The following is a 13,834-nucleotide window of genomic DNA, read 5'->3' on the forward strand; positions in this document are numbered from 1 at the left end:
GCCACACCAGGAGAAGACATACCATGAAAAGTGCATTGCTTGCTGCTATCTCGATGCTCGCGGTAACCGCGTCTTCGGTGGCCGCCAAGGACCTCAACTCCATTGGCATCTCCGTTGCCTCGCTCGGAAATCCGTTCTTCGTCGCCCTGGCGCAGGGAGCTGAATCGGAAGCCAAGAAGATCAACCCGAAGGTCAAGGTCACGACGCTCGGCTTCGAGCAGGACCTGAACAAGCAGATCGACCAGATCGACAACTTCATCGCTTCTGGCGTCGACATGATCCTTCTGAACCCGGGCGATCCCAAGGCACTTGCTCCGGCGATCAAGAAGGCCAAAGCAGCCGGCATCATTGTTGTCTCGGTCGACACGGCAGCTGACGGAGCGGACCTCACGGTCACGACCAACAACGTCCAGGCCGGCGAGATCGCCTGCAAGTACATTGTCGATCAGCTTTCCGGTAAGGGCGACGTCATCATCCAGAACGGTCCGCAGAATTCCGCGATCATGGACCGCGTCGTTGGCTGCAAAAAGGTCTTCGAAGCCAGCCCTGGCATCAAGGTCCTGTCGGACGACCAGAACGGCAAGAGCTCGCGCGACGGCGGCCTTGAAGTTATGCAGTCTCAGCTGACGCGCTTCCCCAAGATTGACGCCGTCTTCGCCGTGGCCGACCCGCAGGCAATCGGCAGCAACCTCGCAGCCCGTCAGCTCAAGCGCGATGGCATCATCATCACGTCTGTCGATGGTGCGCCTGACCTGGAAGCAGAACTGAAGAGCAGCTCGAAGTCTGCAATTCAGGCGACGGCAGCCCAGGACCCGTACAAGATGGCTGCGACCGCCGTCGAACTCGGCGACAAGGTGCTCAAGGGCGAGAAGCCCGAGAAGCCAGTCGTGCTGCTAGACGCAACCCTCGTGACCCGCGACAACGTCGCGACGCACAAGGGCTGGGAAGCTTCACGCAACTAATCTCCAAGAAGGCCCCGAACTTCGGCTCGGGGCCTTCGACTGATTTCCTCTGTGAATGGACCGAAGTTGCGCCACCCGAGGTAATTGGATCGGGTATCGTCCGTGCCGAATCTCGATCAACGGATGCTTCTGATGCAGAACTTCTATCTACTCGCCGTAGGAGCTGGTGCCAGCGTGGCATTCCAGCAAATCCTCAATTCCAATTTGCGTATTGAACTCGGGTCGCCTTGGTGGGCAGGCTTCGCAAGCTATTTCGTCGGCATGATCGTGATGCTCGCGACCGCGATGATCGCCCCAGGAACGAAGCCTAGCTTCAATGAGGTGGCGGGCGTCCCTTGGATTTTTTGGACCGGTGGATTCTTCGGTGCCATTTTTATCGGTGGCAGTATTCTGGCTGTCCCGCGTCTGGGCGCGGCATCGTCGCTGGCGCTTATCGTCGTCGGGCAAATGGTCGGATCGATGATCTTCGACCACTATGGGGGCCTCGGTATAGCGCAACATCCCATAAGCCCTGTTCGGATCGGCGGGGCGCTGTTGCTTGCCGGGGGCGTTGTACTGATCCGCTTGTAATGCGTCAGGCGGCCCAAAGCACGACGCAGGTGCCGGGTGTTTTCCGAAAATCGCCGGACCACGCAAAACGATGTCGGGGCCTTTCTCATTCCCGACTTTCCCATCGAGTGGTCGGACCTCCCCGAACCGAGCCACACATGTTATCCCTCAGTCCTGTCAACATTGCTGGAGAAGCGTTCAATGGCCGAATACAAATTGCATTGCTTCGCAATTTCGGGAAACGCCTACAAAGCCGCCCTTTTTCTCACTCTCGCCGGTGTTGATTGGGAACCGGTCTTCGTGGACTACCTCAATGGCGAGACACGGGACGTAGATTGGCGCGCTCGTGTAAACGAACAAGGAGAGGCTCCTGTCCTGGAACATGGCGCGCTCAAGATCAGCCAGTCGGGGGTAATCCTTGACTATCTGGCGGCCAAGACAGGCAAGTTCGGGCCGATCGACGAGGAAGAACGCCGGGAAATCCTGCGATGGATTTTATTCGATAACCACAAATTCACCAGCTACTACGCCACGCTCCGTTTTATGTACGGGATTCAGAAGTCAGGGGAAACACCGGTCACTGAATTCCTGCGGCAACGCGCAGTCTCAGCATACGCAATCGTTGACGAACACCTCAGGAAAAATACCTTTTTGGTCGGAGATCGTCTGACTATCGCGGATATATCGCTAGCAGGTTATGTATTCATGCCAGAGGAAACGGGCATGGACCACGACGCCTTTCCGTCAATTGCTTCGTGGAAAGAGCGCATCAAGAATATGCCGGGATGGCGTCACCCCTACGAATTGATGCCAGGCCCGACCTCGTTGAGTTGATTTAGACGGGTGTTCTGATCCGTTTCTGACTGGTTAGACGGCGGCCTCGGGCCAATAGAACGAGTCAGGTGTGGGGCGCTTGCCGAAAATCGCCTGACCGACGCGAACGACGTCAGCGCCTTCCTCGATCGCAGCCTCGAAATCCCCGGACATTCCCATTGATAGCTGTCCGATATGCGGGTGGGCCCTAACGGTCCGATCTCGGAGCTCGCGGAGAAGGCGGAAGCACGGCCGAACCTTGGTCATGTCCGACGAGAACAAGGCCAAAGTCATGAATCCCTTGGGATTTAGGCGAGGATACTGGTGTAGGTTTTCGATGAATGCGCCGACGTCGCGGGGGTCCAGTCCGAACTTGCTGGCCTCTTGTGATGTATTCACCTGGATGAAGACGTCCAAATCCCTTTCTTCCCGCTCGAGGCGCTTGTTGAGTTCATGCGCAAGCTTGGTGCTGTCGAGGGCCTGAAACTCTGTTGCGAACCGGGTCAGGTATTTGACCTTGTTGGTCTGTAGATGCCCAACGATTGACCAGCGGATTGACAGATCGTGGAGTGCCTCGCGTTTTCCCTGTGCTTCCTGAATTTTGTTCTCTCCGAAATCCCGGATTCCCGCCTCGAACGCAAAACGCAGAATGTGGGCCGGAACTGTTTTAGTGATGGGCAGGAGACGCACGCTCTCGGGCCGCCGGCCGGCTCGCTGACATGCGTGGGCAATTCGCCTGTGCACGGATGCAAGATTGGCTTCGAATGTAGATCGGGGATCGCTGCCGAAACGATCCAGGTCGTCGTCTGATAAGGACTGAACGGTTTCCAGTTCGGTCATCGGGTTGGGCTCCTTCGTGACTATAGCGATGATGAACCGGGATTAGGTCAGTCCGGTAAGCCATTCTCCAAACATGGCGCGGGACGCATCCCGGAGGCGGCGGCCGTGGCGTTCCGCGTCGGCCCGCAGTGCTTGGGGGCTAACGCCCGCCGCGGACAATTCGGCGGCATGACCGATCAACCACCGCTCGATACCGGCAGTGGCGTCCACCTCGGGATGAAACTGTATGCCGAGGACATTCGAGCCAATCGCGAACGCTTGCGTTGGGCAAATGGACGTAGTCGCCAGGCCCACTCCGGCACTGGGAATTTGAAAGGCGTCTCCGTGCCAGTGGAGGACCGGGACGCCTACAAGGTGCCTAAGGGGGCTAGTGAGCCCAGCGTCCGTGAGGTCGAGTGACGAGAAGCCGATCTCTTTCGTCCCCATCGGCGCAACCTTCGCTCCCAAGCTGGCGGCCATAAGCTGAGCGCCGAGGCAAATACCCAATGTCGGCAAACCGCGTGCAAGCCGTTTCGAGATCAACGCTAACTCCTCCGCTAGAAACGGATACTCGTCGGTGTCGTAAACGCCTATCGGGCCGCCGAGGATAACCAGCAGATCGGGAACTAAAGGATCGAGGGTCGAAAGGTCGGAAGTGCCGACGTCATGGTAATGAAGTCGGTAGCCAGCCGACGCCAGTACAGCCTCGAAGGTTCCAAGGCTCTCGAACTCGACATGGCGGATTGCGATCGCGGATTTGAGCATTTTTGTCCTATCTCCAAACTGGTTCGGGCCAATCCCGCGCGGGCCGGCGCGGGATTGGCTTCTGTTTTACTCGCCTGCCCGCCGGTCGCGCGCAGGCTATGAAGGATCAGGCGACAACGCCGATCGCGCGGCCGAGTCCGCCGGTCGCGCCGTCGAACTTATGCGGGAGGAAGACGAAGAGACTGCCGCGGGCCGGGATTTTCCCAAGGTTGGTCAGGTTTTCCGTCACGTACATGCCGCGCCCGAGCGACGCCCAGTGAGGGGAATTGTCATCCTGCATCTGGCCGATGCTGCGGGCGTCGATGCCGATGTGACGGACACCGCGCTGGTACAGGAACTCGATAGCTTCCGCAGACGGAGCGGGGTTGGAGCGGTCGTACTTGAAGCCTTCCGGGATCGGCTTGTAGTAGGTGTCGGACCAGTCGCTGCGGAGCAGGACTATCTGACCTTCGGCGAACGCACCGTTTTCCCGTTCCCACTTTTCGAGGTAGCTGCGCTCGATGATCGGGCTTTCGCGGAGATTGGTGGTCTCGCCCTTCGGGTAGCCATCAATGAGCGGACGGCAATCCACGACGATTGCTTCGCCGATCAACCATTCGATCTTGAGCTGCTCGACGGTCACGCTTCCGAATTCGGTAGCATGGGGGAGGCCGCTTTCGAGCGTCGGTGTGAAGTGCGACGGGGAATCGATGTGAGTTCCGGTGTGGTCGTCGTGGATTTGCACATATTCCAGATATTTGCCGCGGGGCCAGTCGTACTTGTTCATGAGAAACTGGCCGAAGGGTTGGCCTTCGTAAGGCGACGACGGGAGGTTCACTCCGGTTGTGACCGACAGGTCGACATACTTTGCGTTCTTCATCAAAGACAGCAATTGCTCGGCTTGGGACTGCGGCATTTCGAATTCCTCTCCAACGACGGGAAGCGCTGCACGCCTCCTCCCTGAACTTTCGTGATCTGAAGGCAAGGCACTTGTTGCTAGGGCCTTCATCACTTTGCTACACCTGTGACCGGACCACTCGAAAGGTCCGGTTTGCATTTTGATGGTGGTCCGGTTATGCGATCAAAGCTTACGATCGAATTTAGCAACGACGGTCGTAGACCGATCTTCCTTCAGCTGGTCGATGCGGTGAGGACGGAGATCGAGCGGGGCCGGTTGAAGCCCGGAGAGCGGTTGCCGGGAACCCGAGCACTGGGCAAGTCGCTTGGACTGAACCGCAATACGATCAACGCCGCGTTCAGCGAGCTGCAGCTGCAGGGATGGATCGAGACGTCACCATCGTCCGGGACTTTCGTGTCGAAGGACATGCCAACGTCAATTGCTCAGACGATGCGAACAACATCGGCATTCGTGTCGGCGACATCGAACTTCCGCAAACCCGCCCTGAACTTTTCCGACGGTGCGCCCGATCCGCGCTTGCTCCCGGGGGCAGAGCTGGCGCAGAGCTTCAGGAGGGCGCTGGCGTCTCCTGCCTTCCTGTCATCGCGTGGCTATGGCGATCCTCGCGGAAGCATGGAGCTTCGCGCCGCGCTCTCAGAATATCTTGCGGAGGAGAGAGGGATCGTCGCGCCACCCACCAACATTCTCGTGACCCGTGGCAGCCAGATGGCGTTGTTTCTCGCTGCCAGCGCTCTCCTTTCGCCAGGGGAGACCATCGCCGTAGAGAACCCAGGCTATCCGCTTGCCTGGACTGCATTTCGTGCGGCAGGGGCTCGGATCGTCGGCGTCAACGTCGACAGTGGCGGCATGGACGTCGACCACCTGTCGGAACTTTCGGGTCAGGTCGAGGGCCTCCGAGCGGTCTATGTGACGCCTCACCATCAATATCCAACGACGGTGACCATGGGGGCCGCTCGCCGGATGAAACTGCTGGAGCTTTGCCAAAGGGCCAATCTCACGATCATCGAGGACGATTACGACCACGAGTATCGGTACGAGGGTCGCCCCATCATGCCCCTGGTCGCCAGGGGGGCGGGTGGAATCTCTTCGGTATATGTTGGTTCGCTGTCGAAGCTCCTCGCACCCGGCCTGCGTGTCGGTTATGCGCTGGCGGAGCCTTCAATTCTGCAGAGGATGTGCGACCGACGAGAGGCAATCGACAGACAAGGCGACATCCCGCTGGAACACGCGCTGGCATCCATGCTTGCGGAAGGTGCGATCCGACGCCACACGAAGAAGGCACGACGGCTCTACATGGAGCGCAGGGACATCCTGACCCGGCTTTTGGAAGAGAGGTTTCCGCGAGGGGAGTTCGACGTGCCCGCCGGAGGCCTTGCGATCTGGCTGCAGCTTCAAGAGAACCTCAGCGCAGAGACGCTGGCTGCGAAGGCCGCCGCCGTGGGTCTTAGTGTCATGCCCGGTGTCAAATTCGCGCTCGACCCGCTTTCTCCCAGGGAGGCGTTGCGGCTTGGGTTCGCGTCATTGACGAGTGAAGAACTCGATGTCGCTACTGCGCTGTTGGCGAGATCGGCCATGGATGGTCTGTCGACCAATCGATAGCGCGTCGATCCGCTCTGATAGGTCGCTCTTTAGTCTTCATTCAAACGCTTTCGAGCAACCTCGGCGCTATTTCCAGGCTTTTCGAACAGTCTGTATCGGGATCACCTATGTCATTTCTCTCGCGTCTGAAACGGTACCATGGCCGTCCGATACCCTGGAGCCAGCTCCTTTGGCTCGCGGCCGGAATTGCTGCCTTCTTTTTGCTTTGGCTATTGAACTATCTCGACATACCCGGCCCCTATCAGGACGGAATCAAACGAGCAGGTCCTATTCTAGTGGGCGCTGTAGCCTTTTCTGTCGAATCCGAGCGCATCTTGTGCGGCGGCTTGGATATCAAATGCTTCGCCTTCCGACGACACGAGTTGAAGCGGCAGGTCGTAGAGCTCGTCATGCCGGCGGCTTCTCGCAAGCATGTCGGCAGTCGCGTCCTTCAGCTCGAAATACATCTTCCAACTCCAGTTCGACGTTTCGACCATGGGGAAGATGGTCTTCATCGCATTAGCGATCTATTCGCGGCGAGAGAGACGCGCATTAAAATCTCATAGTGCCCATTCCATGGCACGGCCCAAGATTGGGGATCGGTCGCGGTACTCGCGAACCAGTCAAGTGGCGGGTTACTCGAGACAGCCCTTCGTTCGAACGATCTGATAAAAGGTTTCTATCGCGTCTTCCACGCTTCCTGGGCAATGGAACCAGATTGGCTCGCTCATTGGGGGGTGAAAGCCGACTTGCGCGAAGTAACCACAGGCTCGATGAGTTAATGGATCGATCGCGATTTCGAAATATCCTAGCGGCCCCTTAGAAACCATGTCGTAAATGTTGATAGCGAAGATGCGCCAACTCTCGCATTGAGGTATCCTAACCAGAGTCTCCATGAGAGTTGGGTGAATTTCAGCCGTTGACACTTCGAGAGGCGGTGTCCAGTAGTTACCGGTTACTGGCTCGGCGCGTATTGTATCGATTGGTACGGTTTTCATGGCGGCCACCCTCACTTTTATACTTAATGATCATATTGTGTTCCGATCTACCAGGTGGTCAACACTGACTACGGGATATGAAGCTGGATGCTTCGCATAGTCAGCTCATGCCGCCATCAACCTAGCGTGTGAAATGAGTATTGGCTCGGCAGAAGCCGCTGTTGGAACGGGCTACGTTTCCATTTGGCCAATAGCGACACGAAGGTTGTGATGGTCGCGAAAGCGAATGAAGCGGCAGCGTTGCTGCGGAGAATTGTCGGTCGCTCTTCGTCGCCACGCGTACGCTTGGCAGGGCGTTGTCCAAACCAAAGTGCCCCAGAATTTCTCATGGATAGTTGCTGATAGCGTTGCCTTGTCGAAGCACTCGAGCCGGCGGGCGTATATCCACGCGACTTATCCACAATTTTATGTCTGCAATTCATTGCCCTCAAGTGACATGTGACGTCTTGAGATAATTTTAAGTAATTGATAAATATAAGTAATTTTATCTCAAGACACCGAGATTCTGCCGTCGAGGGGGTTCAGCTTTAGACCGAGCAATCCTACCCTTGGTCTCGAAGTGAAGGAGACCGACATGGAAATTGGCAGCGACCCGGCAGTCCATCCAGCCATTCGTCCGGAGGAGAGATACGAGCGGCTGGGAAGGGTTCCGGAGAAATTTCGGAGTATGTTCTCGTTACACGTTCCTGGGGGGCGAGACACACTACATTCTAAAACCCCTACGATCCGTGATTGCCCGTCGATATTTGGGCCAGACGGCTATGATCGCCTTCCCTCTCGTTTCCTCAGGGAGACATTCGAAGGGAGATGGGAAATGTCGTTTGAGCGCTCGCCGAAAATGAGGGTGCTCGCGACGACATCGATCATCGGCACCGGCGACTCGCTCGTCAATTTTCTCAGCTGGGCGAACGTCCAAGGGATCGGTCTCAGCAATGCTGTCTACGATGACATTCTTCTCTACCAAGACGACATGCAGAGCGGACAATGGTCGAAAGCGGGCATGCCGCTGAGCGGTCGTACTATAAACGCCCGAGGATCAGCCGCATGCTCATATCTCATGTGGTCGGGCCATATCGGCATTCGCGCCCCATTCGTTCCGACGCTGACCACCGTTACCGTTAAAACTCGAAACGGAAACACCCACAAAAAAACCGTCAGGGCAGGGTTGAAAAAGGCCAAGCGATCGCAGCGCGAGCGCATAGGGCTTCCCCGTGAAACCTGGGTAGACGACTGGCTTTCACAAATCGAGCGCAGGCGAGGAAAGTCGAAGATGCTGGCCTGTCGCCTAATTGTCGACGTCGGTCCGCGGATTGCTGAAGCGTGCGGGGCGTCGGTCGAATGCTGGCCGTCGACCGAGGAGATTCAAGAAGCCAGGCAGTATGGTGATCGCCATGTTGACATGGTTCTGGAATTTACCAAGGGCAACGCCCCCCGCACCGTTCTCGTCGATGTTGAGTTTGCCGACATCGTCCGGAATTGGATAGATTCCGAGCGCCCAAAATTAGTGGACGCCTACGTTCGACGGACAGAGCAGCCTCCACCTGAAGGCTTGTTTTTGTCGGATGCGGCTGGATTCGAAGGCACGCCAATCTCGAAAAGCCGACTCTACGAGTGCTTTCGATTGGTGGTGCCCGGTTATGCCGGGAGATGGTATCCGCACAAGGGGCGGCATTATTTTACCTGTATGTACCTTTTAAAGCGGGTTCAGAGCTCGGCATTGCTGCACGGGAAATCAGTTGCGGAAATGCCCGCTGATTGGGTGCGCAGTCAGGTCGCCAGCCACTGGGACACCGCGTCTGAGCTACTTGGCCATTCCAACCCGGCGACGACGAGAATTTACGCCAGATGGATTGTGACGATCCATCAGGGTTACGACGCGTCTGAGAGCTGGTCGGCACAATTCGACGAGGAGGGGGATGCATGAGCAGCGCCGCCTCGCCCATACTGACCGCTTACCAGAACTGGATTTATCCAGCTAATAGCAAACCGCCACACTTGGCAGACTTTTCCGAATTCTATCATGGAAGGTACCTGGTTGACATGGACGGACGGTCGGCGCGGCTGTGGGCCGGCGACTTCCCCGGCAACCACGGCCTTGCAGAAGATTTCCGTTCGACCATCCTGCGGAAGGCTTTTGACAGGAGCGCTTACAAGAGCCACTCGTCGTCCTGGCGGAGTATGGTTCGCTTTCTGGAGGAAAGCCCCGATCTACCAACACCGCAATCGATAAGCGATCTGGATGACATCTACGCAAGACGCTTTCAGGCTTGGCTACGTTCTAAGAACTTGGGACAGAACATCTACAAGCGAGTGAAGGGTATTGTCGACAATCACTTCATGACAGTGCACGGGACGGCCTCTTTGTGGCCGTCCCGTGAGCCTTTCGACGATCCCGATGTCGAGGAATTTGATCTACGCGGACTGCAATCGCTGAACCTCGCCCTTCGAGCATATGCGCGCGACGTCAAAGCTAATTTTCGCGAAGGCATGGAGCTGGTTTCGATTGGGGAAGACCCAAGACTTCCCCCTCATTCTGGCACCAAACGTGATCAATGGGGGCGACGTGAGAATCATGCGTTCTTGGTCCACCAGCTAACGCGCATCTCTATCCCGTCGAAAGATGAGGTGATGAAATCTGGTGGCTATGCGCTCATCTATGGCTCAGGGGCAACAGGGCACAATGTCTACGGCCCGCCCAACACTCTTCCCCTTCAGGGCGAGAACGCGAACGCTGGATACGTAGGAAAAATGCGCTGGTTTTACCCAGCCAGGTGCGACACGGCGGTATTCATATGGCTGGTAATGATTTTGACCGGGTTCAACTACGCCGCCGTTTTGAATGTTGACATTTCAGACGAGGGCAGTTGGTGGATTCCATCGATCATCGGTGGGAGTGAACGAGGAGAGATCGTAGCATACAAGGGAAGGGTGGACCTCGAGGTGGTCGCGCCTTCCGATATGAAGCCGGAATTTCACGCATACCAAATCATCAAGTTCATGATCTCGGTAACCGGGCCGATGAGGCGCACGCTCCAAAACGAGCTCGCTGTCCTTGAGGAAAAGCAGGCGACCCTATTCGAACACCAGAATGTGGCGGATATGGCACGTCTTAGATCGATGATCAAATCGCCTTGGCTGTACATATCCCTTGGCGACGCGGGCTCCATAGGCTGTTTCGATAATGATTCATCCGCTTGGATGAACCAATTCGTGCGAACGGTTGCCGAGCAAGGCGGTCTGTTGGAAGACCATCCCTACCTAAAGAAGATAACGACCAAGCAGCCCCGAAAATCCCTCGTAGAACACACCAATGAGACGAGTGGAAGCTTTATGGCTTCGATTGCTGCACAACATTCCGATCTTCGATCGCTACGCTTCTACCTGTCTAAGCGCCGCAGAAAACGGAGAAGTTTCAAGGCGATCAAAACAGTCCTCGAAATAGTGGTCGACGATATCGAAAAGAAGAGACCGCTAGACTACGCGAGACTGAAGATTCTCCTTGCGCGAGGGGAAATCACCCAGGAGCAAGCCGCGCGTCTCCAAGATATCAAACAGCGAACTCGATTGGGTATGGGATGTCTGGAGCCGTACAAACCGCCTAAGGCAATCTCGCCCGACCATAAATCAGGACACGTTTGCCGGGTTCAGCGGTGTACTGGCTGCACACATGGAGTGGTATTTTCCGAAAGTCTCCAGCCGCTCGCCGAAACTCTTGCGGATTTGGATTTTCTTCAGACGCAGACCCCCATACGAAGCTGGAACGGGTCGTCTTTCGAACTCGAGCAAAAATCCCTTCGTCTGACGCTAAACCAATTCAACCCGGCCGACGTCAAGAAACACTACGCGAGGCGCAGACACGAACTGAAGAGCGGGCAAGGGAGGGTGCTTGATGGATATCCTATATTTTAAAAACGGTATGTCGCAGTTTCGCGACGCAGGTGTCGAGGCAGCGGGGGGTATCCGTTCGCTCCGCGGCAGCGACTGGGAGGCGTTGAGCCGCATCGAGATTTTCCCGGGTCAACCGCTAGGAAAATTATACTTCGTCATTCCTGAAGACCTACTTCCACCGGGCGGTCAGCGGAAGTTAACCCAGAGAACGATAGATGCAACGATAGACGGCAGACTTTTGCAGGGAGCGAGCGACCTTGCTGCTGAGCATCGCCGCGAATGGATCGGTCGTTCGATACTAGCGTTCTGGCTGCCTACAGGAAGCAAACGCGGAAACGGATTGCAGGCATACTCGTTTCGCAAACGGTGCATCGAACTCTTGTCAATAGTGGAAGCTTCCCTGCCGTCGATGGGACCACACGATAAAGATTTTTGGCCATTTGTATTGGCGCACCAAGCTGATGAGTTTGTTGCGGTCACGTGCTCGGACCGAGGAAAGTACGATAAGCATTTGGCGGTCAACCTCTTGGTCGAGGCTGCGTCCTCAGGACTACTGCCGTCACCGGCTGTTACATCGATTCCAATCCCCGGTGCGAAAGTTGAGGAAGGTTACAACCAGGAGCGACCGCAAAAAAAACCTTTACCTCCAAAAGCCGACGTAAAGAAAAAGCCCTTCCCAGACAAGTTTGTAACTGAACTGCTGTCGCGCGCTTTCTGGTTACAGGACAATCTCGCCACATCCGTGATCCACTATTTCGAGACGCTTGCCGCGTTTGAAGCGGATGGCCCTTTAAGTGGCGACCAATGGAAGCCCATCAGGCGTCAAGCGATTGGCAGTGTCGATTGGCGGGACGCCGACGGCAACTTAATCACCGAGTTGCCGTTTCCAATCCGGCAGCGGAGGGACCAGTATTGTTTCGAGTATTCAGTTCGATGGCCTCCACAGCACCACTCCACGTTACGCCTATTTCTGAGAGTCATTCAGACATTGAATTTCTGCACGGTAGCGTTTTGCACGGCGGCGCGAAGACACGAATTACAGGGGATGGCTCATCAAGCTATCGTGCACGAAGACGACGAAACCGTTGTAGAGGGCATCACCTTCAAAAATACCGGCCGCGCGGGAGGACGTAGAAGAGATTGGCCTCTCCATCAACGCGCGGAAAAGGCCATAGCCCTGCAAGAGCAGTTGGCGAAGCTTGTGCGCCCAGATGGCAAAACGCATCTTTGGGTCACCCTGAAGGAATTTGATGATCCAGTGGGCAGTCCATTGGCCGATCCCACGAGTGCCTCGGCAAGTGTCGTGGACCACTTGAATCTTACGGAATTGGCGGGTGGGAAACCGCATGTACATCGATGGCGTCACACTACTGCTCGGATGATAGGGTTGGCGGTCGAGAACGCGCCGGAGGTTCTTATGGACCTATTGGGGAACAATCTGGAGGGGGTTTTGGACTACCTTCTATCAGACCCCGATCTCGCCAAAGAGGCCATCCGAGTCGCTGAAGAATATACCTACGCACTAGCTGAGCAGGCAATCAACGAGATCGACGAGGGGGCAGCCGGTGGGCCAGCTGCTGGTGCGATCCGGCAAGGGATTGCAGAACTGAAGATGAGCCGAGGAATTCGTCGGCTCGGCACAGACGAAACCGCAGAAGCGGTAAAGCAGCTGACGGTTTCAGGAACCGCGTTCCAGGTGGTTCGTCGCGGTGTAATTTGCACTAAGCAGCCAGGGGAATTCGGACCCTGTACTAAGACCTTGGGCCGTGCGGACAAGGGCTCTTGTAGATCGACCTGCACTCACCGCCTTGAACTGGCCGCTGAGAAACAGCGGTGCGAACGGCAGATTGAGGCGATCCTAGACCTAATCGAAAATGCCGCTTCTGCAGGCCGAACAATGGTCGTCGAACATTTGAAGGGCCAATTTGTCTACGAAATGGAGCGTTGGAGCGATGTCCGACAGCGGATTTTCGCTCAACATCGTCTTGCTATTGACCTCTGGACTGAAGCAAGTGACTGAGGTCCGGGAGACACGAGCAAAGGGTCGCCGTAGAGTTCGCTTAGTTGCGGTGAACGGCCCGCCTTCCGATATGAGGGACACTCGGGAGAAGATACGCTGGGCGTTGGCAGCAGTCATGGAAGAATGCCAGAGAAACGGCGGCATTTACCCGCCGCTCAATCGTAAGCCTACCCTATCAAACGTCCTCGTGCGCGCGGGGTTGCCGAGAACGTTCCTTGAGAAACGCAATCGAGTTCCCAGCCCTCGCGACAAGCGAAACGCGGAACTGAAGTCGGAGATTAATAAGAAATTGGGTAATGTGCGTACAATCTCCCTACCGGTTCCCGACAAAGCAGATGTGCCAGAAGGGAAATTGGTGCGACGGTTAAAGGAAGGGTGGCACGAGGCGGAGTTAAACCTTGTTCAAGCCAACGCTGACATTCGCACGTTGCGCGCGGAGCTCTCTCGGGTAGAAAAAGAGAACATTGATCTACGCGAGAGCATTTCCCCGACGAAAACCTAGACGATTCCGTGCTGGGCGTTAAGTCTTAGGATGGCCGCGGCA

Annotated in this window: 11 protein-coding genes; 7 read left to right on the plus strand and 4 right to left on the minus strand. The window is 56.3% G+C overall.

The window, feature by feature from the left end:
* The first annotated feature begins 23 nt into the window (after positions 1–23).
* The 3 genes from FHT71_RS04375 (at position 24) to FHT71_RS04385 (ending at position 2,345) form a co-directional block, all read left to right on the plus strand.
* Positions 24–962, plus strand: a complete 939-nt coding sequence (locus tag FHT71_RS04375; protein ID WP_183719054.1) for an ABC transporter substrate-binding protein — start codon at positions 24–26, stop codon at positions 960–962.
* Positions 963–1,085: 123 nt separating this feature from the next.
* Complete coding sequence (locus FHT71_RS04380; RefSeq protein WP_210294075.1) at positions 1,086–1,532, plus strand: DMT family transporter; 447 nt, start codon at positions 1,086–1,088, stop codon at positions 1,530–1,532.
* 180 nt (positions 1,533–1,712) lie between these two features.
* Positions 1,713–2,345, plus strand: coding sequence for a glutathione S-transferase (locus FHT71_RS04385; protein WP_183719058.1), 633 nt, complete (start codon positions 1,713–1,715; stop codon positions 2,343–2,345).
* A 33-nt stretch (positions 2,346–2,378) separates the two neighbouring features.
* On the opposite strand, the gene FHT71_RS04390 is transcribed toward FHT71_RS04385, so the two are convergent.
* The 3 genes from FHT71_RS04390 to FHT71_RS04400 all read right to left on the minus strand — a co-directional run bounded on the left by FHT71_RS04390 (position 2,379) and on the right by FHT71_RS04400 (position 4,803).
* Entirely contained in the window at positions 2,379–3,164 is a 786-nt protein-coding gene (locus tag FHT71_RS04390; protein ID WP_183719060.1) for a YggS family pyridoxal phosphate-dependent enzyme, read from the minus strand.
* Between the two features lie 42 nt (positions 3,165–3,206).
* Positions 3,207–3,908: a glutamine amidotransferase gene (locus tag FHT71_RS04395; RefSeq protein WP_183719062.1), complete on the minus strand. Its 702-nt coding sequence runs from the start codon at positions 3,906–3,908 to the stop codon at positions 3,207–3,209.
* A 106-nt stretch (positions 3,909–4,014) separates the two neighbouring features.
* On the minus strand, positions 4,015–4,803 hold the full coding sequence (locus FHT71_RS04400; protein WP_183719064.1) for a cyclase family protein: 789 nt from the start codon (positions 4,801–4,803) through the stop codon (positions 4,015–4,017).
* A 159-nt stretch (positions 4,804–4,962) separates the two neighbouring features.
* Between FHT71_RS04400 and FHT71_RS04405 the strand changes: the two genes are divergently transcribed.
* Positions 4,963–6,405, plus strand: coding sequence for a PLP-dependent aminotransferase family protein (locus FHT71_RS04405; protein ID WP_183719066.1), 1,443 nt, complete (start codon positions 4,963–4,965; stop codon positions 6,403–6,405).
* A 272-nt stretch (positions 6,406–6,677) separates the two neighbouring features.
* On the opposite strand, the gene FHT71_RS04410 is transcribed toward FHT71_RS04405, so the two are convergent.
* The gene (locus FHT71_RS04410) at positions 6,678–6,899 is read right to left on the minus strand and encodes a hypothetical protein (RefSeq protein ID WP_246717951.1); all 222 of its coding nucleotides are present in this window, start codon (positions 6,897–6,899) and stop codon (positions 6,678–6,680) included.
* 1,297 nt (positions 6,900–8,196) lie between these two features.
* Here FHT71_RS04410 and FHT71_RS04415 point away from each other — a divergent pair.
* From FHT71_RS04415 to FHT71_RS04425, 3 genes are read left to right on the plus strand one after another with little or no spacing between them, the layout of a single operon-like run.
* A complete protein-coding gene (locus tag FHT71_RS04415; protein WP_183719068.1) occupies positions 8,197–9,306 on the plus strand; it encodes a hypothetical protein in 1,110 nt (369 codons plus the stop codon).
* Positions 9,303–11,291, plus strand: a complete 1,989-nt coding sequence (locus FHT71_RS04420) for a hypothetical protein (RefSeq protein WP_183719070.1) — start codon at positions 9,303–9,305, stop codon at positions 11,289–11,291. The genes FHT71_RS04415 and FHT71_RS04420 overlap by 4 nt, the downstream gene beginning before the upstream one ends.
* Positions 11,272–13,290: a hypothetical protein gene (locus FHT71_RS04425; RefSeq protein ID WP_183719072.1), complete on the plus strand. Its 2,019-nt coding sequence runs from the start codon at positions 11,272–11,274 to the stop codon at positions 13,288–13,290. Before FHT71_RS04420 ends, FHT71_RS04425 begins: the two co-directional genes overlap by 20 nt.
* Positions 13,291–13,834: the final 544 nt, after the last annotated feature.

Source organism: Rhizobium sp. BK060 (assembly GCF_014193145.1).
Taxonomy (GTDB): domain Bacteria; phylum Pseudomonadota; class Alphaproteobacteria; order Rhizobiales; family Rhizobiaceae; genus Rhizobium.